Raw genomic sequence first — 24,821 nt, 5'->3', positions numbered from 1 at the left:
ACACAAACAACGTAGATATTTTTGATATCTTTATAAAAGAAAGGATTATGGGGATTAGATATTCGAAATCATACTAAACTATACTGTCACTTACTGCATAAAAAATAATTTTGACATTTCATCACTTGCAGAGGCACACCACAAAATATTTAGCGCATCCGTATACTGCAGAGGTTTGATAATACAACCAGATACATGCAAATCCCTGGTGATGAGCTTTTCTTCCGTAGTGTATACGCTAGTAAGCACAAAAACCTTTATATCGCCAAAATCAAAGCCTTTCCTTAACTTTTTCAAAAAATCAATGCCGTTCATTTGAGGCATGTTGAGATCAAGTAATATCACATTTGGCTTAATCTTATTCTTACCATGACGTCCATATAGCAGATCCAGCGCCTCTTTCCCATTTTTTGCTATAGCAATCCCGACTGCCTTATTCATTTTGGTAAACTCACGTTGCATCGTCTCAATATCCACCTCATCATCTTCTACATACAAAATATCAACCTGAGTAGTCATGTTGCGTCTCCCTATCTGGTACATCGAATCGAGTAGCTAACTCCATATGTACTACATTAATTATAATATACATTGGCGCCCTCGTTTTTTCTGCGGGTTTATTCCAGGATAGAATTAGGTATCTACCCGCAATTTGTTTCATTTTTCGTCATAATTCATGGGGTAATTATTTATAAGTAATAAACGTTAATTCATATAAATGAACCCCAGTATGACCCAACCAAGATAAATGCTTGATAATAATTCAGTTTGATTAAATTAAGATCAGCTACTACACTAAAGTTGCATTTATCACATGGAGGTCGTAATGAATAAAACTATCAATTTTGTATGTATTGCTTCAACTATGCTGGGTCTAGGTGCTTGTACTACAACGGAGTCTGTTAACTCACCTGGATACCGTACTAACTATGCCTATTCTTCTGGCTATGTTTCACCAGGATATACTAGAGGTTATCATGGAGTAGGATGGAATAGTGGCTACTACAGCAGTCCTTATCGCTACTATAATACTTCTTCTTATAGGTATACACCTAACTATTACTCGGGGGTCGGGTATTACTCTAACAATTTAGGATATAGCACTGGAAACATAGGATATTATTCCGGCTATAGAAACTATAATAGACATATTGGATACCACAATAATTATGTTGGATATGGTAATACCAAGTATTATAACCACCACTTAGGATATAAAAAGAACCAGGTCGGTTATCAAGGTGGTCAAGTCAATTATCAAAAAAGATATAGACATTCCCAAGTTAATTACCAAAGTAATCAGCTAGGCCAGCAAAATACCCAGTTTAATTATAGTCAAGGAACTTATCAAAAAGGACAGGTAAATTATCAGGCTGGTCAATCACAAGGAACATATAGAAAAAGCCAAATGGTTCCTCAAAATTGACAGGTAGGTTATTAATAAAATTACCAATTCCGAAACGTAGGTTAGGACCAGAGCTTGGTCCTAACCTGTTAATACCTCTGCAAATACTAACCCTGCCAAAGATATCTATAATTAGAACGAATAGAACGTAAAAAGTATGACCACTTTTAAAATCTATTGTAACCAATGTAATTAATACTTTTTACTCTGAAAAAGGAACGATAAAATGTTAACCGCAGCTTTTATTTTTTTAGTTATAGCGATTGCCTCAGGATACATTGCATTTAAAGGAACCGATCCTGGGTCCATAGCTAATGCTAAAATTGTATTTTATATTTCTACAGTGATTTTTCTCATTGTACTGATTATATATTTGTTTCATTCCCCCGCACCAGAGGTTACGATAATTCAAAATCCTCTGTTAGATTAAGCGATTTTTGCCGCTTGAAAATTTAATACATTTTAAAGCGGCAAAAGATAGAGCACCGGTATTATTTTACTGGGTTAGACTATTGTGCTGAAGTGCTTCAGAAACAGGAACGAATTGAGGCTCGACTGGAGTTTTAAGAGCATAAATACTTCCAGATAATAATGATGATTTACTAGTTTGAAGCGAGGCCGGCAACTTAGATGCTGCTTCTTTATCAAGTATTATCGTAACATCTTTATGAGCATACAAAGCGGTTGCAGGAATCTCTTCATTCGGTGAAGAGGCAGCATAAACAGCAGAAATAATATCTGCTTTGGCCGGACCTGTCGCTAGCAAATAACAGGCTTTGCTGTTTTGCAAAATCGTTCCAATTCCCATGGTTATTGCATGAGTCGGAACCTCGTTTATTGTTTTAAAAAATCGTTGATTCGCTATACGAGTCTTATCATCTAGCTCGATTAATCGTGTTATCGAATTAAATGGGGAGCGTGGTTCATTAAAACCAATATGACCGTTTAAACCTACACCTAAAATTTGAATATCTATGCCACCAACCTTTTTAATCATTTCTTCATATTTTTTCGCATGCTCTTCAATTAACTCAAGTGGCACAGTTCCATCAAGCATATGAATATTTTCTTCTTTGATATTCACATGATTGAAAAAATGATGATGCATGTAGTAGTTATAAGATTGATTATGGTTTGCTTCTAAGCCCCAATACTCATCTAAATTAAATGTAATCACTAATGAAAAATCTAAGTTTTCTTCTTTATGCAGACGAACTAATTCTTTATATAAAGGTTCAGGAGTACTTCCTGTTGCGAGTCCTAAAACTGTTGGTTTATTTTTCTTATTATTTTCTATAATTTTCTTTTGAATTTCTCGAGCAGCCCTACTTGCCATACCTTCAGGTGTTTCCCTAACAAAAATGCGACTAAACATAAATATTTTCTCCGAGAGTTCGAGGCGTTATATCCGATATAAACAAGAATTCAGAATAAAAAAGAGTGGCTGACTAAAAGCGACACAAACCATTCATTCATCTCACTCTTATATTTTGTTACAATTACGATTGCGCAGGATGCCAATGAATAGTAAAACACTTGATTTATCGACTTACGATTCTAGCTAATTTAGCAGCGGAACTCTAGGGCATTTCCTGAGGGGGTTAAGTTCTTAAAGATATATTTTAGATTATTTTAGATCCTTAACTGGAGTTTATCCCTATGAGGGTATTTAGATGCTAATTAAAAATATTTATGTTTATAACGATGAAGGGATTAAAGAATTAAAGCATGTACAAGTTACCAATGAGGGTGTCAAAGTATTATTCAATTTAGAGGATGATTTATCGCTTCTGCAAGAGGAAAAAATTATTGATTCTAAAGGCTCCTATTTCTTAATGCCAGGGATGTTAGACGCTCATGTTCATGGTCAAGGTGGTATTGATTTCGCTGACTTAAACAATGAAATGAGTGACGAACCATTAGAATGCATCGTTAAAGCTCTAGGAAAAACCGGACTTTCTTACGCATTAGCAACTTTAGTATCTATGCCAATTCCCGCCCTAAAAAAATCACTGATAAAAATTAATGATTTTATTCTGAAACAAGACCTTTCCCCTACCGCAGGACACACTCAAATTGTTGGAGTGCATCTAGAAGGCCCCTTCATTGCCAAGAGTTGTAAGGGAGCTCATGCTGAAGATGCGCTCCAAGACAGTATTTCTCTAGAAAAATTTAGAGATATTATTAGCGTGGCACCTAATATAAAACAATGGAAAATTACCATTGCCCCCGATTTACCTGGTGCAGAAGAATTTATTAAACAAACAAAAGCGCTTGAGCAAGAAGGCATTTTTGTAAAAGTATTCATTGGGCATTGCAATCCAAGTGATAAAGAGGTCATTGGGCGTGCTGTTGCAGCAGGTGCCTGCGGATTTACCCATCTCGGTAATGGCTGCCAAGAATCATGTAGCCGAGAAACACGAGAACTTACTTTAAACGATTCGAAAAGTCACGTTGTCCAATGGATACTTGAAAATCCGGATCGTTGTCCCGCTGGCGTGGAGCTCATTGTTGATGGAGTACACTTATCACATTCATTTATTTCTCTTATACAAAATACAATTAAAAACAAAATTATTCTTGTCACGGATGCTTTAGGTCCCACAGGTTGTAAAGATGGAGCCTATAAACTAGGAGCCTTGGATATTTTCAAGGAACAAAATAGTTTCTATTTGGCAGATAATAAAGGTGATTTTCTTCTGAAAAAAGGGATTTTACCCTCAGGAGAGTACGGATTAGTAAAAACTCTTGCAGGCAGCGCAGCCCCATTATCCCTTTGCGCGCAAAAATATTTTGAATCGATGTCTAATGAATTGCTAGAAAACCGTATGGACTCTATGTATGCCGCCCTCATCACCAATCCCAGAATGACCTCCTTATCTGTGGAAAGAATACAAAATTTACCGGATGACAAAAATTTTTCTATTTTTAATCGTAATGGACAACTTATTTTGAGTTCGTGTAATGGTAAAGTAATGGAGCATCAGCAACTACAATGGCCTTTATCAAGCATGCTTCAACATGGCTTTTTATCAAAGCCAAATACTATCGACAACAATCCCAATATAGAAGCCCATTGCACGTACAATTAGAGCGGCTGGAAAATTTTCTCTCCTGCCACCCTACAAACGTTATCTATTAATATGGAAAAATAGGTGTTATCACAATGACACTAAGTTCCGCTTATTCTCCTGGAGCCTACGTTCCGCTACGTGTTCGCGAAACGTAGGCTTTCTAGCTGGATCCCCCGAACAAGTCGCGGGACGTAGGCAGACAGGATATAGAAAAGTATTCTTAAATTAGTATCATTAAGGTTGACCTTAGTTCTTTGGTATTAACCTTCATTGTGAAAAAGGCCTATGCTATATTTATATTAATTTAGTTATTGCGAATAATTAACAATTAAGAGATTTAGAGCCTGTTTTGCAAGCATGCATCTAAAACATGGAGTAGGTTAGATGAGCACTCAGCAATCCATTCGTGTTGGACAGTCCTCTTCGAAAGAACCGCATACCGCAGTCAGGGAGTTTCATGCCGCAGTATGTCAGCCTAATATGGAACTTGTTCTATTTTTTTGTTCAAGTCATTATGATCTTAATGGCATAGCTAATGCAATAAATTCCCTTTTTCCAAATGTGAAGGTGATTGGATGTACAACCGCAGGTGAAATTGGACCCCATGGTTATACAGATCATACTCTTTCAGGGGTTAGCTTCGCATCGGATGGATTTACAGCCGCTGCTGGATACCTAAGCGATTTAAAAAATATTAATTACGATAAAGGGCAGGTGTTTGTGAATAACCTGCTACAGCGACTTGAAGCACGAGCGCCTTCTACTAATTCTGAAAATAGCTTCGCCTTTTTGTTAGTGGATGGATTGTCTCAACGCGAAGAACAAGTAACTAATGTATTACAAGATATCTTAGGAGAAATTGCCCTTTTTGGTGGTTCCGCCGGCGATGATCTCCGTTTTAAGAAAACATGGGTCTTTGCTGAAGGTGCTTTCCACACTGATTCTGTAGCCCTTATCCTGATTAATACGATCTATCCGTTTAAATTATTCAAAGCCCAACATTTTGTTTGTGGAACCGAAAAAATGGTCGTGACCCAAGCAGATCCCGAACAACGTATTGTGAATGAAATTAATGGCTATCCGGCAGTGGAAGAATATGCTCGCATAGTAAAAACGCAAGTGGATAAACTAGATCCCATGCAGTTTTCTGCGACACCCTTAGTGATACGCATTAACGGTGTTGATTATGTGCGCTCGATTCAAAAAGCTAATCCAGATGGCAGTTTAAAGTTTTACTGCGCAATCGATAACGGTTTAGTGTTTATGGCTGCTCACGGAATTGATCTAATAAAAAATGTAGAGCAAACATTCCAAGACATTCAAACATCCATTGGCAAGCCACAATTGGTCCTGGCTTGTGATTGCATTCTCCGTAATTTGGAGATGCAACGTCAGGGACTGAAACAAGACGTAGAAAAGATTTTTCAGAATAATAACGTTGTTGGCTTTAGCACTTATGGAGAACAATTCAAGGGTATTCATATAAATCAAACCATTACTGGCCTAGCTATAGGTGCATTACAGGAAAACCGCGATGCCTGAAAAGAGCACCCTTAATAACAAAGAATTGCAGGCGGAAATCGAACGCCTCAATAAAATTGTTAAGGCGTTGATTGATAGAGCAGAACAAGATATGAATGCTCCACGTACCGATTTTGGAGTATTTCAAAATACTATTATTCTTGAAGATAAAGTCAGAAAACGCACCCAAGAATTAGAAGAAGCACTCCAAATAAATGCAAAAATAGCCCGTGATTTACAACAAGCCAAAAAGCAGGGGGAACAAAGTGAACAATATTTACGTGACATTACATCTGCACTAGGCGAGGGATTATTAGTTATCAATAAAGAAGCTAAGATCGAGTTTGTGAATGCCGCAGCGTGCAACATCCTAGGTTATGAAGAAGCCGAAATGCTTGGTCAAAACGCCCATCAACTATTTCATTACTCCTACCATAGTGGCATCCCCTATCCAATCGAAGATTGTAAAAATTTGGAAGTAATACAAACAGAAAAACCTTACATGAGTGATGAGGATTATTTTTGGCGTAAAGATGGTACCTGCTTCCCTGTTTCTCTAATTACAACGCCAATTAAGTTAAAAAAAAATACCCACGGGATTGTGGTCGCATTTCATGATATTACTCAATCCATGCAGGAGAGAAATCGTTTACGTGAAATGCAAGCGGCTATCGAACAAAGCCCCGCATCAGTTCTGATCGTTGATAAACAAAGAACAATTATTTACGCCAATCCGCAAATTATCAAATTGACAGGCTATTCCAGAGAAGAATTGCACGGTCAAAAAACAGATATTTTTCATGGGAACATGACACCAAGAAATGACTTAGCTAATTTATGGAAAACAATTAAATCGGGTATGTGCTGGAGGGGAGAGCTTCTCTACCATCGAAAAAATGGCATTACCCTCTGGCAATCGTGGAGCATTGCCCCTGTTTTTAATACTCATGGAGAAATTCAACATTTTGTGGGTGTAGGTGAAGATATTACTGAAAAAAAGAAGCTCCAAGTTTTACTACAAGAAATGTCATATTTGGATGGATTAACCGGGATAGCGAATCGTCGTCGATTCGATGACTTTCTTCAACAGGAATGGAGCCGTGCCTTGCGGTATGCCAAACCCATAGCAATTATTATGATGGATATTGATTTCTTTAAACGTTACAACGACAGTCTTGGTCACCTGGCGGGTGATGATGCTTTAAAATATGTCGCTCAAGCATTAAAAAACAGAGTTACCCGTAGCACTGATTTACTTGCACGCTATGGTGGTGAAGAATTTACCTGTATTTTGCCCGATACTCAAATTGCCGATGCAATCAAATTCGCCGAGTCATTACGACAAGCCGTTTGTAAGTTGGAGCTCCCCCATCCAGATTCAGATGTATCTCCTTTTATAACGATTAGTGTTGGTGTAGCTGTTTGCATTCCCAAGGAAAATAATTCAACCAGTCTATTAAATCTTGCTGATGATGCATTGTATCGTGCAAAAACGCGAGGACGAAATCGGGTCGAGTTCATTGAGGCCTAGGATTGGACATTTTAATCAAGCTTGATTCGAGAAAGAATCCATTCACTTAATGCCCTGGTTTTAGGCGATATATGGCTTTTAGATGGGAAAACTAAAAAGAGCTCCGTATCAGTTTGCAATTCGATTCTTGGAACAAGTTCTTTTATCGTGCCAGCCTCAACTTCATTTTCAAATATTAAACGAGGTAAGAAACCAATACCAATACCTTGCATTATCAGCGTTCTTACTGCAGTAATGTTATTTACTTGATACGATGCTATTTTATTCGGTGAAAATTCAAATTCTCTTCCTTCCTTTTTTATTTTAATTTTATTACCTGCTTTTTTATTATGGGGCTCGAATAAAATCCAAGGTAATTGTTCAATGATATTAATAGAACAATTTTCGAGATTAGGAATTTTCAATTCGGGCGAAGCAAACGCCCTAAAAGAAGCTTTTCCGATCTTTCGAATTACCAGAGAGTCTTCAAGTGGACGACCCGCACGAATCACTAAATCAAGTCGATTCTGCAATAAATTTCTTTTCTCAGAAGAAAAATCCCATTCAATTTTAACTAACGGATAAGCTTCAAGAAAACCTGGCATAACATGCTCAAGCAAATAAAGCCCTAATTCTACAGGTGTAGAAATCCTCACCGTCCCATGCGGAGTACTTTGAGTTGATTGCACGGATTCAATGGCCTGATCAAAAATATGAACCCCATCGCGAATCTCTTGAAAAAAAGTCTGACCTTCCTCTGTAAGTGCTACCCTGCGTGTAGTCCGATGAAATAGCCTGACTCCAAGTTGTTTTTCAAGCTCAGCAATATGCCTACTCAGTAATGATTTCTGAATATTCAATTCATTGGCCGCCTGCACAAAACTTAATTTTTCCGCAACCTTATTGAAATATTTAATACTTTCGTAATCGACTTTCATAGTTCTATTATTGCAATAGTTTAATTCCAAATCAAATGATTATCCCATAGATAAAACATGCTATCTTTTAATAAAAGGAAACATTTAAGGATCGTTTTATGAACACTTTAAAACTTATATCGCCCCTAAACAAATTGAATCTTCAATTTAAAAATCGAGTCTTTATGGCACCAATGACGCGGTCTAGAGCCACTACCCAAATACCTAATGATCTTATGGCAGAATATTATGCGCAAAGGGCTTCTGCAGGTTTAATCTTTACGGAAGGAACACAAATTAGCCCAGAGGGAATTGGTTATATTTTCACGCCAGGAATTTATACCGAAGAACAGATTAAGGGATGGCAAAAAGTAACTCAGGCAGTACATGAAAATGGAGGCCAAATATTTGCTCAATTGTGGCATGTGGGAAGAGTATCTCATCCTGATTTTCAGGGAGGAAAACTACCTGTTGCCCCCTCTGCGATTTCATTTAAAGGACAAGCATTTACTCTGCAAGGGCCTAAAGATACCCTGACTCCACGTGCACTCCTCCTTGATGAAATCAAAAATACAATTGAAGAGTATAGAAAAGCAGCTGAGGCAGCCCAATTGGCAGGATTTGATGGAGTAGAAATACATGGTGCCAATGGGTATTTACCCCATCAGTTTTTAGAAGATGGTTCAAATCATCGTGATGATATGTATGGTGGATCACTTGAAAATAGAGCGCGATTTTTACTTGAGGTCACCGATGCGGCCATTAGTGTTTGGGGACCTGAACGCGTTTCTGTCCGCTTATCGCCGAGGAATCCCTTTAATGGTATGAGTGACTCAACACCTGAGCAAACCTATTTATACGTAGTAGAGCAACTGGAAAAAAGAAAACTGGGAATTCTTCATTTTATGGAGCCTACCCATCTACCTAAAGAGATACAACCTCTTGCTCCTCAGATACGAAAAATATTTTCTGGCATTCTCGTTTTGAATATGGGCTACACTAAAGAAACAGCTGAAGAGGTTCTCTCACAAGGGCTCGCAGATGCAATATCTTTCGGCTCCTTGTTTATTGGAAATCCGGATCTTCCTGTACGGTTTACTGAAAATGCTCCTCTTACTGTGGCTGATAATAGGACTTATTATGGTGGTGGAAAAGAAGGATATACTGATTATCCAAGACTTCGTTAAACACCATTTTTACTGGTCAACCCACAGCGATTTGAATTTTGAGAACACTGAATTTTTAATTATGAGCTGTGGGTTTTAAATAGAGCACACACAAAATACTCGCAATCAATGCGGTAATACAACATAAAACAATGGGCAAAATAATGGATACAACAATCAGTAAGCCCCCGGTAAAGCAAATAATAGCATCACCTAATGTCCGCAAACTTACTTGAGCGCCCATGACTTCCCCCTGAATGGTAGTATGAGACCTATTTGAGATATGTATTGTCAAGGTTGTTGTGACACTCGTAATGCTAAATCCAATGAGTCCAAAGAACAGCAACATGATTGAAGGATATTGAAAAGCAATCATGGCAGCAAAAATCAAAGAAGTCGCCAACATAGCCAAGATAATAATTTTATGAATCGGCATTCGTTTTGAAAGATGCTGCGGAAGCCATGCGGCCCCTAAAGCAAGTGCGGCTGATAATACAGCATTATAAGCTGCGATCATCCCCGGAGACATATCCCATTTTCCGGCTAGATAAACTGGGCCAAATTCGTAAAAGATATCCACGGCAAAGGTAAACAGTGTGCTGATAATCAGCAAATGAATTAAGTGGGGATGATTTTGAAATAATAATTTGAATTGTCTAATAATGTTGAGTTTGCTCAATATACTTTCTTTTTCCGCTTGGTGCAGAATTTTATGTTCCGGCAATTTCCACCAGGAAAGTCCCAGTGTGGTAATTGATGCGATTGCTGCAAAAGTAAAAGGGAATGACCATGAAAACCAAGGGACAATGTATGAATTGGATAATAACCCACCGACGATTGGTCCAATGATGTAGCCAATACCCGCCATGCTGTTGATCCTGCCAAAACTCACAAACTTGTTAATAGTGGTTAGTTCTGACGCGAGTGCTCTTGCCACCGCAAAGGTACCCTCCATAAATCCCGTTAAAAAGCGGCTGAATAATAAAAGCCAAAAGCAGTTTGTCCAAAATGATATGACCGTTAAGAGATAACCCAGCGTGCTACCCGCCAAGCTAATTATCAGTATTTTTTTACGCCCGTACAAATCAGAACTTCGCCCCAAAATGGGGGAACCAATGAATTGTCCGAGCGGAAAAATTGCAAGGGTTAGCCCGAGTAAAATACGCCTGCTGTTTTCAGTCCATTCGGGAGAGATAATTAACTGATTAGTAGATTGTAAAAACAGAGGTGGCAGAATTGGATAAGCAATAGATGAACCAATAAAACTGATTAAGACGATCAGTAAAATAATCCAGAGTTGTCTTTTTTCTTGAGTTATTTGTGTGTACATGTTCATTCTTGGCCATTGAACTAACCGGGCAACCGACTTAAAAGATCACTATTATTCTATCTTTTTTTTCTTGATAGGTCGATATTTTTTCATAAAGCACAATTATTGAATCATATCGTGGGAAAAGCTGACTGACCTCATGGTCAGTCTTGGAATTAGCCTACTGCATTACATTCATTTTCAAGCGACGCTTTAAATTGCTCTACCCATGCATTATCGACAAAATCGGGTAGTACTAAATGCTCAGTAGTACGCCCTGTTTCTTCAAAATGCTTATATAAATAGGGGCGATAATAAGTGAGCTCAGGGACCTGAAAATCAAGTTTTTTGGCTTTTTCATCATTAACCCGAACGCGTAATATATCTTTAAAATGCATATTCCTTTCAAAGTTAACCATCTCCTCATCCGACATTACGCCACCTTGAAAGATAAGTGTTTGCCTACTTGCCGTAGATAATCGTGTAAAATAATCTTTTTTCTTGGCTGCCAAATAGCGCTTGGCATTCACATGATGGCCAATGAGCAAAGCAACTTTTGCAGAAAATCCAAGGGCATATGCCAATTGGGCTCCGAGCCATTCATGATGCACCACCCCCAAATCGGCCATCGTATTTTGCTTGGTATCTGGAATAAAATGCCCCACATCATGAAATAAGCATGCCAGAATAACCTCCCGATTATGCCCCGCTTGCTCAGCAAAATAAGCACACTGTAAGGCATGTTCTAATTGCGAAACAGCCTCTCCTATGTAATCCATGTCTTCGGCGAAACACAAATACTGAAATGCCCTATCAATTTTTTGGTTTATTAGATTCATTGTGTTCATTACATGACTTCAGTAGCAGTAATAGGATTAGCCACATTATAAATAGCAGCACCGGCCGAATAATCTTTATTAGGATCACGTTCACAGTCAGGAGGAAATTTGTCTCTTTTATCCTGATAATAAGCTTCTCGTTTAATCCCCCCTTCAGCAAATTTGCTAAAGGTAATAAAAAGAGCCCGCCGAGGTTTATTGCTGCGATTAGCTTCAGAATAATGAGGTAAGTAGGAATCAAATAAAATAACGTCGCCAGTTTTACATTCGATTGGAGACCAGGAAAAAGTCTCGGCCATCTCTTTACTAATTGAACCATCCGCCTCTTGAGGAAGGATTATCGGCTTATTCGCACCGCCCTTAACCACTTGCAAACAACCATTTTCTAAAGTGCAATCATCTATAGCCACCATCATGGTAATGTGATATCGCTGATTAAAACTAATAAAAGCAGGAGCATCTTGGTGCGGTTTAAATCCACCTCCACCGGGGAATTTATAATTAATTTTTTCTTTGAAAATAGCCGCTTTCTCTCCCATTAATGAGGAGACTAAGTTTAAAGTGCGTGTACTATTGGCAACATCATTCATACCTTGATGATAATCAATAAAATTTTCAACGCGACAAAGCTGGCGCTCTCCCTTTGCATTTTGCTCAAAATATTTCATCCATTTTCCTGGTGTTTCAGGCCAGGATGTTAATTCATCACACCAGGTTTTAAGTTGTTGTTTCAACTCAATAAATAAGAAATCACGTACTATTATAAATCCCTGCTCATTCCAAAAACCGTGTTGTTCTTCACTCAGTTGATAATTCATAATTTCCCTTTTAAGACGTTGTTAGCAATGTATGTTCAGAAATTGGCTCGGATAGAGTAGCCATTTTAGCCTCTTCTCCTTCTAACCATTTTGTTAATAACCAACCCAGCAGGAGCGTACTGGCCAGGATAGCTAATGTCAGATAAATACCCAATCGAACTTGAAATACAGGTAAAAATACGGTTCCAATAAAGGCTCCAAACTTACCTGTCCCGGCCGCAAGGCCATGGCCTGTAGCTTTAAATTCAGGATTATAAAGCTTTGCAGGCAGCAGATATGTTGAAATTCCAGGGCCAAAATTTATAAAGAAATTGAAGAGGATGAACCCCGCGAAAATCATAATATTGCTGGGGAATAGATAGCTTATGCTAAGGATTAATAAACCCAAAAACGAAAATAAGAATCCCGTTTTTTGCAATTTAATCAGAGGCACGTGATTTACAAAAAAAATGACTGCAAAAGCCCCTAACGAAACAAAAACATTGACCACTAAAGTGCTTTTCAGTACTTCGGTTTGTGCATTTAAAAAATTAGCTTCGCTCGATAAGTTAAATGCTTGTAAAACATAGGGAGTAAATAACCCTATGCCGTAATAAGAGATATCTAATAAAAACCAGCACAGGCAAAGACAAACGGAAATCCTTATCATTCGTGGAGAAAATATAAATCGGTAATTTGTAAGAATTGTATGTTTGGAACGTGGCTTTAAACGTTGATGAACTTTCCATAAAAAACTTTCAGGTAATTTGGCCCTTAATAACAACCCTACTATGGCAGGAATTGCTCCTGAAGCAAAGATCCAGCGCCACACATCCAGTTGAGGATGAAGCTTAAATAATAACCAGGCAACGATAACACCTACTGGTGAAGCAAGACAATTGATAAACATCGCCGTCGCGATGAATTGGCTATTTTTATGTGGCGGGATCATTTCGGCCAAATAGGCTGCACAGATAGGATAATCCGCACCGACCCCAAAACCAAGTAAGAATCGAAACACACAAAGAGAGGTTATATTCCAAGCAAATGCGGAACAAATCGCAATGACTACAAAAAAGATAAGATTGATAATGAGCATGCTTTTCCTACCGACCATATCTGCCAATCGTCCCACAATGATTGCGCCAAATACCGCACCCAAAGGTGCTGCAGCCTGAGTGAGCCCAATCATGAAGGAGGATGGATGGTATACCGCATTAATAAACGGTTCGGCTACTGAAGCAATATATAAATCATAACCATCAATGAACAAACCCAGGGCGCACACTATCCAAACATGAAAGGCTAGGGATTTATTGTTATTTTCGTCCATGAAAATCTCTTTATTAGATAATAAGATAGTGTAACTTTTATTATGAAAACAAGTAGTTGATTTTTAACACAATCGTTTGTCAAAAACAAATAAGATCATTGACATAAAACCATTCAGCCCAAATTGACAAAGCATCAATTACTTTCTAAATTTTAAGAAAAATACGACAAAATGACATGGACTTAACTCGAATCCCCAAGATACCGACCATAGTATTTATCATGATGCTGTGTATCAGCACGCTTTCATTAAGCAATCCAATAAAAGTGGGCGTAAGCATTGTAGGCCCTCCCCTTGTGGAGAGAGTTGACACCCCTCAAGGGACCTATTTCTTTGGCTTTTTTATCGATCTCATGAATAACATTTGCAAACGCATTGGAACACCATGTATCTATCAAGAGATCACACTTGAAAATGAATTTGAATTCTTGGATAGTAGTAAGATTGATGTACTCATTCCAATTAAACCGTATTCATCTTCCGAGCTAAAACAATATGCCGCCAGCATTCCTTATGCGGTCAGCAAAATACATTTTATTACTACTAAGAATAGTCCTATCAATGATATAGCTGATATAAGAAATAAAAAAATTGGTGTAATTAAAATAACTTTTTATGATCTCTTAGTCCAAACACCTTACCAGAAGGACAATCAGATTGTTGCTTACAATACAGAGTCAGAACTTTTATCTGATTTAGCACAGCATAAAATCGACGTAATTGTCCTTAATAATATCATTGCGTTACGATTGGTAAACAATAATTTGTATGACATTAAGCTCATAGGGCAAGACATGCCCTTAGGAGAAGGCTATGGGATTATCGCTCTTCCCGACAAAACGTCATTAATCGAGGAAATCAATAAAGCGATCATCGGTTTAGAAAAAGATGGGACTTATACCTCACTTTATGACAAGTATTACAATCCTTAATTCATTACAGCGATCTTTTAATCCCACTCTAACTTTTGATTTAGGAGCTCATCCTCATTGAGGGTTCCTCTCTTTCAGGCATTATAAAATCGCGAAGACTTTGATTCGCTGATTGGAATTTTCCACCTTCATACACACTTCCATTTCCATTGTATAAAGTACCATCACCATTGGAATAAGCGATAACTATATTTGTTTTATGATCAACAAGAATAAAAGAGCGATTTGCTTTAGCCTGCTCTCCAAAGAAAATACCTACTTCTTCCTCAGAAGGAAAAGTTAAAGTGGTTTTTCCATCTTTTTCTTCCGGTTCTTTATACCAGCTTTCCTCGCTGTATTTTCTTTTATAGTCTTCAAGAATAAGCTTAGAATCCTCACTCTCAACTCCAACTTTTTTCATCATACCTTTTTTCTTCAATTCTTCTTCCATTTGCTGGCTGCTCATTTGCAAAAACTCTTTATGCCTCGTCTCAAGCCTCATTTTATCTTGCATGTCCTTTTGATTTAAAATACCCAGCTCTTCCTGTTTTTTCTTTAAATCAAGTAATCGTTGAATATCTTTTTTAAGCTCTTCTTGATTTGCACTCATAAATAATACTCCAGCTATTTTTGACTGATTGTAGACTAAAAATTAATCAATACTTATTTGAGGTTCGCTCTTTTACAGATTTATTACAAATGACTTATCCAACGCGTTCACTACAGGCAATCTATTTTTTCTGATGGTTCAGTTAATTAAGTAAGGATAATTTAAAATTAACTATACTTTAGTTACAACGTATATAGTATTGAATGGTTTATTAATTCATGGATTTAAAAAAGGTAAATTTAAATTTACTGGTATATCTTGATACGTTATTAAACGAATGTTCTGTTTCAAAAGCTGCCGAGAAATCTCATCTAAGCCAGGCGGCCATGAGTGGGATTTTGAAGCAATTAAGATATATTTTCGACGATCCTTTATTTGTTCGCGAAGCCCATGGGCTTAAACCTACGCCCAAAGCCTTAGCTTTGAGCCCCAAGATCAAAACTTTTTTAACTAATGCACACGAAATTTTTACAAAAGATGAATTTGACCCTTGCACAGAAGTAGTTACGTTTAATTTAGTACTTGGAAGTCATGGAGAGCTGCTCATTTTATCTAAATTATCTGCCTATCTAGCACAACACGCTCCTAATTTTACTTTAAAAACTATTTGGGTATCGGAGAATTTCAATCTTGATGAATTGTTAGGAACCACAGTGGATCTAGCAATTAGCGCAGATTTTCTACCCTACGGCCCCTCTATAAATAAAGAGTTTTTACTTGAAGAAGAAATGGCTTGTGCAATGCGTAAATCACATCCGCTTGCCAATAAACAGTTGACGCAAAAATTGCTGATGACAGCAGATCATGTGGATATCCAATTTATTAAAAATGCATTATATGAACAATACACTGATCCTGCTCTTAAAAGAAATATTAAAGTAACAGTATCTAATTTAATTAGTGCGCTTGAAGTAATTCGCGGCACGGATTACCTAGCAATCGTACCGCGACATTTAGCGATTTTTCTAAATGAACAGCACGATTTTGAGATTAAACCTCTGCCTTTTGTAAAAAAGAGCTTTACAGTGAACATGTTTTATCACAAACGTTTTAACAATTACAAACCGCTGCAATGGCTTATAAAGATTATTAAAAAGCACTGCCTCTAACAACAAAAACTTCCATCGTAAATTACTAACCATGTAATCCAAAAAATATAACTGCTTGAATCCATATAGATATAAAAATACGCGATATGACATATAAATATATTCAGTTTGAACTTATTTTAATCGATTGGTTAAATATAAGTCCAGAATTAATTTCATCCTGAGCGAAATCGAGACTCATTCAGAAATTGGTGAATTAATTCAACTTACTAAAGAACTGAAGAAAAGTTCAACAGTTTAATCGTTTAAATATTAAGGTTTTAAAATTATGAAAATGAAACATGAGGTAAATTCAGACTTACAATTAGATAAGGTACTAGAAATTAAAAATTTCTTTGAGCGAAGAACAAAAGTTAAAGCCCTTACCCAACAAGAAATAGACTTAACACCAGAGTTATTAGAAAAAGCATTAGCTACTTATGACTGGATGATAATAGAGGATATTTTGGAATATGCGCGGAAAACAAGTTTGAAACCTACGACAAAATGCTTGGATATAATGATCACCAATCGAGCTGCAGTGACCCAAAAAGCAGTTCATGATGCCTGGGCGAGAGGCAGTGCGGTTGATCCCTCTTATAGTATCTATGCTTTACAAGCTAAAACGGTTAAATCTCTTATTGAATTAGGAGCCGATTTAACTGCTGAGATTATAAATAAATCAGTACTAGATGACCAAAAATTTGGGGAATATAAGATAGAAGTTGCATTATCTGAGAAAGATTTAGAACCTACATCCAAAGCGTTACAAACTGAGTTTAATAGAATCTCAGAAATACGAAAAAATTCGCGGACTCTTGCTCAAGCATTTCGTACTAGAACCTCTTTATTCTGTGCTTTACCTGAAGAGCTTCTGCATAAAATAGCCTCTTTAACAGGAAAGAATGAGGATGTTATTGAAGAAAATGAGTCAGATATTAAGACAGCAGCAATAGTTTTTTCAAAACCCAATTAACTCCCTTCATAAAGCGGCATTTATATTTATAATAATCCTAATGCCGCTTAATTTGATAAAGAGTATTTGCACATACAAGCAAATTACGCACTCAAGGAGTTGGGCCTCCTACTATTTCCTCTTCAAAAAACTGAAGAGGAATATTTTTTATTTCCGATGAATTTATGGAACGCTCTAAATGCGTGAAAATAAGATCATTAATAACTAAAGCCAATACGGATGAAGCCAAAATAGTTAATAAAGAAGGTCCATAGTCCATATCAAACTGAAAGGCGAGTATAGCTCCTATAAGTAAACCCAAGCCGGTGGCTACTCTATTTCTAAAAGTTTTATTCCAATAAAACGCTCCGTTATTTTCATGTCGTATTCTTTGAATCTCCCTCAATTGATTAAGACGTCTTTCCTTATATTCGTGATAATCCGAAGCTTTTTGTCGAATAGTCTTATACTTGTAAGGAGAAAAAAAGCAATTGGCGTTTGTGCTTATCCAATTAAAGCGTCGGCAGCTTAATGCAATAGACAAAATATCTTTTGGGTTCAGAATATAATTTTTATCTTTATTTTGAGAGTTAAGAATGGCTAATAACATTTCATTAGCCAGATTATCAAAGAGACTATGATTTTGTTGGCCGGTATTGCGCATTGACTATTCCTTGTTTTGTAGCCCACACCTTTCGATCCTCTGGTCATCTTAGCAATATCAGAAATCATATAAGAAACCAGCAGGATAAGTTAAATATAGTGTCACAAATTTAAAACTGATGGTAGTTAAGATCCTAGGATATAACCCCGATTACCGACAAATTGTTCTATAATTAACCATATCCAATCTTGGGAGTCCCTCATGTTAAGCCAGTCAATTAGAAAATACATGCACAGTCATAATATTCCTTATAAGACCATCAGTCATCCTAGAGCATATACAGCATCGCAATGTGCTCAAGCAGCACATATTAAAGGAAATCATTTTGCTAAATCTGTAGTTGTTAAATTGGATGGTAAATTTGTACTTGTTGCTATCCCAGCTAATACGCGACTCAATTTAGATCAATTTAAAAAAGAGACCCGAGCAAAACGAGCAGAAATTGCTAAAGAGTTCGAGTTTCAAAACAAATTTACAGAATGTGAAGTGGGCGCGATTCCTCTTTTAGGTGAGCTCTATAATATGGAGGTCTATCTGGCAGATAGTCTTGCGCATCAAGAATGGCTCGTCTTTAATGCTGGAAACCATGATCAACTCCTAAAAATCAAAGGGAGCGATTTTTTAAAATTGGTTCATCCAAAAACCTTATTGCAATGCTAATACTGTTTGCTTGGTCTTAAACCTTTACTTGGAATAATAGATCGATGCTTATTTAAACGTATAGATCTTAATAAACACTTAATGTTTGTACTATATGATTATAAATAACCCAGTTATAGGTATTGCAAAATATGTCACAATCGAAGGAAGAGCAACTCGATATAATTGATGAGGTTCGACTTCTCATCAATGAGTTACGTAGCTTAAAAAATACTCAATTTCATAAACTCAAACAACCTAAGTTTGGAGAAATAGTATTTAATGGACTCGTCAAAAAATTTTCTCCCTTTTCATCTGCCAATAATTTTCTCAATTCACTAATACCCACTGAACGGCCAGATCAAAAATCAGATTTAGAGGTGGATGAAGCGAATGGTTTGTGGCAGGAACTTAGAAAAATCTTTTCCCAATTAGAATTAGATATTAATTCCATTGCATCACTTCCAGAAAAAGATCGTCTCCCCAAACAAAAAGCTATTTTTACAGAAGCTTTAAAACAAATAGGTCCTAAGTTCGCAAGAGCAATTGAGATTGATACCGATATAAAATCCTTTGAATACAGCAAGAGCGATTCATATGGTGCGATGCAATCCATTGCACAGAAAAAGATGACTTCAATTAAACAAAAATTAAAAGGCGAATTTCGTACACATTCCTTACACCAAAAATGGCAAGAAGCCGCAGAAATTATCAGCAAAGAATTCCCAAAAGAGCTACCAACGACCCAAGATTATGTGAATCTTTTAAATGCACTTCATCAATTAGAGGAAATGGAAAAAATACCTCTAAACATGACGCCTCAACCCGACAAAGTCGAAAAAGTTATCCCTAGGAAGAAGAAAATTAAAATAGGGAATATCGTAGAGGGTGTTCATGATGAGACAAACTTTCTTTCAGAATTAAACGCCTCACTCATTTCAACAATTCTTAGCCATTTAGAAATTATTCGCCTATTAGAAACAACCAAATGGAAGGAACTTAGTCTTGAATCCTTACCACAAAATAAGGCCATTACAAAACTTGAAAGTTTTTATCGTTCGGCTAAAGGAAGCTCTCGAGTAAATATTCCGGACCATCTTTTTAAAATTACCGAAAAAATTAGTGACACAATAAACGAACTATTAGGTGAGGAAAATCAAGAGGCAAAACAGTTAAAAGCAGAAGTAGATGCTCAATTACTGCAACTTGAAAAAGATATGGATAACTTTTCTCAGGAGGCTGAAAACCTTAAAGCGTTAGGATTAAATCGTGAAAACTATCTCCGAGAAGCCAATAAATTATTAGAAGTACAAAACAAGGTGTTGAAAGAACAACTTGAGAAAGTAAACCCGATAATTAATAAAATAATAGCGATCGATCAGATATTAGTTTCCTTCAACAATTCCGATAAACAGGAAGAATTATTTGCTGAAAAAAAAGCAGAGTTCTATGAGCACTATGAACCATTTTTAAAAGAAGTTGCTGATTTTGAACAAAAGCTGTTTTTACAATTAAAGAGTAGGAATAGCCCTGAGATTGATGCATTGAAAAAAGAGTTGGATCAATTAGTTCAACAGACCCTCACTGCAGATAAAAAAATCCAAGAGAACACCAAAACAAATCTGGGAAATTACAATAATTTATTAAACCATGTTTTTGAATTGAGAACAGCGGAAGAAAGGGCAAAGAGTATTTTCAAAAAGATTGAAGAAAAAATCCCCGAACAACAAAGAGAAAATCAGTTAAGAGATGAGTTTTGGATTAAAAGAGAAACTCTTCTTGAAATTAACCAAACCCTTCGTGTATCTCACATTCAATTCAAAGCTCAAGAAGTACAACTCGATGCAATCAAGTTCCTAGATACGGCAATACCTCGCTTTGAAGAAGACTTAACTCAAGCACCTATCAAACAAATCGAAGAAGAGCTAGAGGCCATTAACTCTACGCTCGAACGCTTAACTGGAATATTACATAGAGCAAAAGTAACACCAAGAGTTGCTCAGCAGCACTTTACATTTTTATGTAACACGTATCGGACCAGATCGGATCCTTTATTAACTCCCATGGAACAGTTGAGAGATGCACCACACCATCGAGATATACGCTTAACAATGGATTTTTCCGAGTACACTCGATTCAGAGAAACACTCAAGGAAGCCGATTTTCTTATTGCCGAAGAAAATTTAGACTTTGAGGCATGGAAAATTAACTATCTCTCCCTTTGGTCACGAGAAGATTTAGTCGCTTACTGCAAACAACTTGCCAAATTTGCTGATATTGCACTCCTAGGAGGTATTGAGGCTTATTCAATACAATACAATGCAGAAATGGTTACAGCATTTGAAGATGCAATGGCATTTACCCCACATTCGCAAGAAAATCCCTTTACCAAATTCCGTCAAATGTCTGCATTCATTTCAGTTGCGTCTGATAATACAGATGAACTGGATAGAGCAATTAAATCAGTCTATTCGAGCCGTTTAGGTTTACAAAGAGACTTTAAAAAGCAATATCCCGATATTAATATAGAAGCAACCCCGACATTTCTTTCAGAACTACAATTTTCAGAAGAGATTTTGAGACAAATTAGCGATGAACGACTTGCGCAGATATTGACGGATGTAAACAATCAGGGCGATCTTGAAGCATTTTTGCGTGAACAATTGGATGTTTATTATTACTCAAATCGGAACGAGAATATTCCAAGCAGTGAGCAGTTCGAGCATTATAATTTCTCGGATTTACCAGCGTTAAGGTCCAGCCGCGATTTCATTGCCACCATCCTCAAAGTACATTGGCTCACTCTAATTCAAAAGCAAATTGAAATAGAACAAGCTGTCGATCCAAAATCTAAAATAATGGACGATTTACTCAACTTAAAACAGTCTGTTTTGTCAAACCCCATATACGCTTTCCTTTCTAATAATTTATCGGGGGAAATAGAGAATAAAAGAAATATTGAGGATAGTGCGTCTATAGACAACCGGTTAAAAGAACTAAAGCAGGAACAAATTTATAATAGTTTTAATCAATTCTATGAAATACAAACAATAGCACTAGGCCATTCACTAGCTAAGGAATTAGGTGATTTAGAGACACCCATAACTGATGCTTCGGAAAAGCTAAGTCGACTTCAGGAAAAAATTAAAGCCAACATCCAGAGTCATTCCTTAGATCCTTCACCAACATCATTAACAAGACTAGGATTTCCACAGGATTTTTATTCTCTAATACAACAAAGTGAGGATTTTTTAAAGTGGTCTGACTTGTTGCAAGGATCCTTAGGAGAATCAGGTGCTCAGCTCATTTCTAAAGAAGATAAACAATTCCTTCAAGCGGTTGCTCACCCTTCTTGGTTGATGAACTTAAACGAAGAAATCAACCGCATTATTTTAACTGAGCCCCAAAACGTAGAAGGATGTTCTAATCTAGTTGGCAGATTAAACCAATGTGCCACACAGGTTGAAAAATTATCTGAAATTCATAAAAAATGGATGATGATGATTGATAACGTATTAAAAGCTTATCCCAGTGAATCAAAAACCTACAATCCCCGTTTTCATCAAACACAAGTTGATGAATGGGATCACATCAACACTGTTATAAATAATCCCCAAGTACAACAAAATTTAAGAGAATATCGAGCGAATCGTGCCCAATTGGAAAAAGTAAAAGAACATGGTTTTGAAGCCAATATTGATTATAAAAATTTATTAATGGCGTTGACGGACAATAAACTTATTTTGGATGCCGGACGCGATTATTATCAACAATTAGAAAACATACGTAAAGAGAAGGTCGGTGAGTCGCCTCAAAAATTGACTGCAGCAATAAAAATACTTAGTCAACTAAATGATGGGATTTATACAACTTTTATACAGAGCGAAGCGATTACTGAAGAGCAAAAAACTTTATTACAAACAGTAAATGGAAAGATAAATAATCTGTCAGGATCTGCGAAAGTAATAATAAGTGATCTTGAGCGCTCTTATCCAGGCTCCCAGGAGTTTGATACAGCAATCGCTGAAGCTTCAAAATTTCTTACGGATTTACCTACTGAAGTTTCTCAATGTTTCAATGAGCAACACTTTAATGAACTTGATGAGGCAGGCGATGATCTTATGATTCAGGCGTATAATAAAGTTATGGATGCAATCTCAGAGCTATGTGAAGCCCTGGATATTGAGTTTAAATACGAACGTGCTGTAGGCAAAGTAACACAAGATTATAAGACACGAGTAAGCGCTATCACCAAAAATATTATAGAGCCTCCCGAGGCCATAACTCACAATTCCTCTAAGAAATGAGCAACTTAGGAACGAATTATAATCAAAATTAAAATATGGCGGGAGGCGTTTTTACCTCTGCAGTATTCCATGCTTGGTAAAATTTTTGTTCCACTTGTTCTGCCTCTTTTGTGCGTCCCATTTTTTTAAAGCTGTTTGATAATCCCCAAAGGGCCCAACCATTATTGGGATAGTCCTTTAAATCAGCTTCATACATCTTGAGTGCTTCTAAGGGATGGTTCCATTTTAAATAAGCATCACCTAACAGTTCTTTAACCGGAACATACCAATCTGGTGGTTCATGATAACCCATATTGTGCTGAATTTTTAATGCGATCTTCAATTGATTGATGGTTTCTTCCTCATTACCCTGCAGATCGGCTAAATGAGCACTTAAAACAGCCTCAGCAATTTTTAAAAGCGACACACCATTCTTTCCTAAATTTTTATTAATAGGACCTTGTTCAATAATGGTTCTTAATTCCGTTAATTCCTTTTGTGCACGTTTTATTTGACGGGTATGGGATAAAGCCATGCCTTGAGCGTAATGCCACATCCCCTCAGCATATTGATACTCTTTAGCCGGTTTAGGCTCTTTAAGCAGGTCATCCCATAAAGCAAAACGCGCCTCAACATAGTAAGGAATGGGAATAAACCACTGCAGAGAAGCTTCATTTTTTAACCAGTCACTAAACGGCGGTGCAAGCATGGTACGTGCTGCCCAGAGTGCTAATTTTTGTCTCCCCTCCATTGTGGCAGTAGTTCTTAAAAAATCATAATTATGCATATAAAGATAATTAATTTCCGGAGTAAATCCTTGTTGTCTACACGTTTTATTATACGTATTGAATGCATCAATTGCCTGTAGATTAGACTCACTTCCTTGATGATATTTTCCAGTAAGGAAGTAGATATGTGTCGGCATATGGACGAGATGTTCTGAACCAGGAACTAACAAGGTTAACCTGTTTGCACTATCCATGGCTTTTTGTGGTTCTTTGGAACTTTCTATCGCGTGGATGAAGTAATGATTCGCACCAATATGCGTAGGCTCATTCGCAAGTATATTTTTTAAGGCATTAACTATGAGTGCTGTTTTGGGATTTTCTTTGCCATCGATTCCCCAAAATTTCCATTCAATCACTTCAAAAAGTGCATAAGCGTATAATGCCTTTGCATTATTATCAGTAGGATAATCAGCAACAATTTTTTCCATTGCCTGAGCATAAGCCGCAATTTCAGTGGAAGATGATTTATCAAAATTAGTGCTTGAACGATGACAACTAAAAGTTCCCGAAGACTCAGTTTGTTGCTGTCGCGGTTGGTGTTTAAACCGTTCTATCAAAGCAAGAATATAAGCGTTTTCACGGGGTGTCATGAATTGTTTGAGCGTAACTGCCTTTTCAATTGCCTTTTTTGCATCCGGATATTCATGACCCGACATAGGTGCATTAATTTTAGAACCAGTTGCCAAAGCAAATCCCCAATAACACATGCCACACTGAGGGTCCAATCGCATAGCTTCTTTAAAAGAACGAGCAGACTCTCCCCATTCAAAACCATAAAAGAGTACAATGCCTTGATTAAAGAATTTTTGCGCTAATTGATTTTTCGTAGAAACAGCAAAATGAAACGAACCCAGATTATCAAAAACAGGAGCCAAAGGTTTTGACAAAGGGGCTTCAGCATACGATAAATTGATATAACTTAGGGAAAGAAAAAGTGCTAACAAAAATTGATACATTAAGATCCCCATTTCATTATTAAATTTTGAAACCCAATATCGGTATCAAGTTA

Annotated in this window: 21 protein-coding genes; 11 read left to right on the top strand and 10 right to left on the bottom strand. The window is 36.9% G+C overall.

What is annotated here, in order from left to right; genetic code table 11:
- Positions 1-90 precede the first annotated feature (90 nt).
- Positions 91-519: a response regulator gene (locus ACWTEW_RS03620; RefSeq protein WP_454780397.1), complete on the bottom strand. Its 429-nt coding sequence runs from the start codon at positions 517-519 to the stop codon at positions 91-93.
- A gap of 307 nt (positions 520-826) precedes the next feature.
- On the opposite strand from ACWTEW_RS03620, the gene ACWTEW_RS03615 reads away from it, so the two are divergent.
- Positions 827-1,426: a hypothetical protein gene (locus ACWTEW_RS03615; protein ID WP_454780396.1), complete on the top strand. Its 600-nt coding sequence runs from the start codon at positions 827-829 to the stop codon at positions 1,424-1,426.
- Between the two features lie 205 nt (positions 1,427-1,631).
- Positions 1,632-1,835, top strand: a complete 204-nt coding sequence (locus ACWTEW_RS03610; RefSeq protein WP_454780395.1) for a DUF1328 domain-containing protein — start codon at positions 1,632-1,634, stop codon at positions 1,833-1,835.
- Between the two features lie 66 nt (positions 1,836-1,901).
- Here ACWTEW_RS03610 and nagB read toward each other — a convergent pair whose 3' ends face one another.
- Positions 1,902-2,780, bottom strand: a complete 879-nt coding sequence (gene nagB, locus ACWTEW_RS03605; protein WP_454780394.1) for a glucosamine-6-phosphate deaminase — start codon at positions 2,778-2,780, stop codon at positions 1,902-1,904.
- A 298-nt stretch (positions 2,781-3,078) separates the two neighbouring features.
- Between nagB and ACWTEW_RS03600 the strand changes: the two genes are divergently transcribed.
- From ACWTEW_RS03600 to ACWTEW_RS03590, 3 genes are all read left to right on the top strand, one after another.
- Positions 3,079-4,497, top strand: coding sequence for an N-acetylglucosamine-6-phosphate deacetylase (locus ACWTEW_RS03600; RefSeq protein WP_454780393.1), 1,419 nt, complete (start codon positions 3,079-3,081; stop codon positions 4,495-4,497).
- A 366-nt stretch (positions 4,498-4,863) separates the two neighbouring features.
- A complete protein-coding gene (gene nosP, locus ACWTEW_RS03595) occupies positions 4,864-6,021 on the top strand; it encodes a nitric oxide-sensing protein NosP (protein WP_454780392.1) in 1,158 nt (385 codons plus the stop codon).
- Complete coding sequence (locus ACWTEW_RS03590; protein ID WP_454780391.1) at positions 6,014-7,531, top strand: sensor domain-containing diguanylate cyclase; 1,518 nt, start codon at positions 6,014-6,016, stop codon at positions 7,529-7,531. The genes nosP and ACWTEW_RS03590 overlap by 8 nt, the downstream gene beginning before the upstream one ends.
- An 11-nt stretch (positions 7,532-7,542) precedes the next feature.
- Here ACWTEW_RS03590 and ACWTEW_RS03585 read toward each other — a convergent pair whose 3' ends face one another.
- Positions 7,543-8,448, bottom strand: coding sequence for a LysR family transcriptional regulator (locus ACWTEW_RS03585; RefSeq protein ID WP_454780390.1), 906 nt, complete (start codon positions 8,446-8,448; stop codon positions 7,543-7,545).
- Positions 8,449-8,546: 98 nt separating this feature from the next.
- Here ACWTEW_RS03585 and ACWTEW_RS03580 point away from each other — a divergent pair, with 98 nt between their 5' ends.
- A complete protein-coding gene (locus ACWTEW_RS03580; RefSeq protein ID WP_454780389.1) occupies positions 8,547-9,614 on the top strand; it encodes an alkene reductase in 1,068 nt (355 codons plus the stop codon).
- 55 nt (positions 9,615-9,669) lie between these two features.
- Here ACWTEW_RS03580 and ACWTEW_RS03575 read toward each other — a convergent pair whose 3' ends face one another.
- The 4 genes from ACWTEW_RS03575 to ACWTEW_RS03560 all read right to left on the bottom strand — a co-directional run bounded on the left by ACWTEW_RS03575 (position 9,670) and on the right by ACWTEW_RS03560 (position 13,871).
- Complete coding sequence (locus ACWTEW_RS03575; RefSeq protein ID WP_454780388.1) at positions 9,670-10,923, bottom strand: MFS transporter; 1,254 nt, start codon at positions 10,921-10,923, stop codon at positions 9,670-9,672.
- Positions 10,924-11,078: 155 nt separating this feature from the next.
- A complete protein-coding gene (locus ACWTEW_RS03570; RefSeq protein ID WP_454780387.1) occupies positions 11,079-11,741 on the bottom strand; it encodes an HD domain-containing protein in 663 nt (220 codons plus the stop codon).
- Positions 11,742-11,749: 8 nt separating this feature from the next.
- Positions 11,750-12,559, bottom strand: coding sequence for a phytanoyl-CoA dioxygenase family protein (locus ACWTEW_RS03565; RefSeq protein WP_454780386.1), 810 nt, complete (start codon positions 12,557-12,559; stop codon positions 11,750-11,752).
- A 10-nt stretch (positions 12,560-12,569) separates the two neighbouring features.
- Positions 12,570-13,871, bottom strand: coding sequence for an MFS transporter (locus ACWTEW_RS03560; RefSeq protein WP_454780385.1), 1,302 nt, complete (start codon positions 13,869-13,871; stop codon positions 12,570-12,572).
- 176 nt (positions 13,872-14,047) lie between these two features.
- Between ACWTEW_RS03560 and ACWTEW_RS03555 the strand changes: the two genes are divergently transcribed.
- Positions 14,048-14,803: a transporter substrate-binding domain-containing protein gene (locus ACWTEW_RS03555; protein ID WP_454780384.1), complete on the top strand. Its 756-nt coding sequence runs from the start codon at positions 14,048-14,050 to the stop codon at positions 14,801-14,803.
- Between the two features lie 40 nt (positions 14,804-14,843).
- On the opposite strand, the gene ACWTEW_RS03550 is transcribed toward ACWTEW_RS03555, so the two are convergent.
- Entirely contained in the window at positions 14,844-15,392 is a 549-nt protein-coding gene (locus ACWTEW_RS03550; RefSeq protein ID WP_454780383.1) for a Dot/Icm T4SS effector CegC4, read from the bottom strand.
- A 218-nt stretch (positions 15,393-15,610) separates the two neighbouring features.
- Between ACWTEW_RS03550 and ACWTEW_RS03545 the strand changes: the two genes are divergently transcribed.
- Together ACWTEW_RS03545 and ACWTEW_RS03540 are read left to right on the top strand one after the other, a co-directional pair.
- Complete coding sequence (locus ACWTEW_RS03545) at positions 15,611-16,501, top strand: LysR family transcriptional regulator (protein WP_454780382.1); 891 nt, start codon at positions 15,611-15,613, stop codon at positions 16,499-16,501.
- 268 nt (positions 16,502-16,769) lie between these two features.
- Positions 16,770-17,456, top strand: a complete 687-nt coding sequence (locus tag ACWTEW_RS03540) for a hypothetical protein (protein ID WP_454780381.1) — start codon at positions 16,770-16,772, stop codon at positions 17,454-17,456.
- Positions 17,457-17,547: 91 nt separating this feature from the next.
- Here ACWTEW_RS03540 and ACWTEW_RS03535 read toward each other — a convergent pair whose 3' ends face one another.
- Positions 17,548-18,099, bottom strand: coding sequence for an F-box protein (locus tag ACWTEW_RS03535; protein WP_454780380.1), 552 nt, complete (start codon positions 18,097-18,099; stop codon positions 17,548-17,550).
- Between the two features lie 201 nt (positions 18,100-18,300).
- On the opposite strand from ACWTEW_RS03535, the gene ACWTEW_RS03530 reads away from it, so the two are divergent.
- Entirely contained in the window at positions 18,301-18,759 is a 459-nt protein-coding gene (locus tag ACWTEW_RS03530) for an aminoacyl-tRNA deacylase (protein WP_454780379.1), read from the top strand.
- Between the two features lie 131 nt (positions 18,760-18,890).
- A complete protein-coding gene (locus tag ACWTEW_RS03525; protein WP_454780378.1) occupies positions 18,891-23,045 on the top strand; it encodes a GumC domain-containing protein in 4,155 nt (1,384 codons plus the stop codon).
- A 28-nt stretch (positions 23,046-23,073) separates the two neighbouring features.
- Here ACWTEW_RS03525 and ACWTEW_RS03520 read toward each other — a convergent pair whose 3' ends face one another.
- Entirely contained in the window at positions 23,074-24,768 is a 1,695-nt protein-coding gene (locus ACWTEW_RS03520; RefSeq protein WP_454780377.1) for a tetratricopeptide repeat protein, read from the bottom strand.
- Positions 24,769-24,821 lie beyond the last annotated feature (53 nt).

The organism is Legionella stuttgartensis (genome assembly GCF_977063405.2).
Note: the sequence above shows the minus strand (reverse complement) of the source record. Positions and strands in the feature narration are given on the sequence as shown.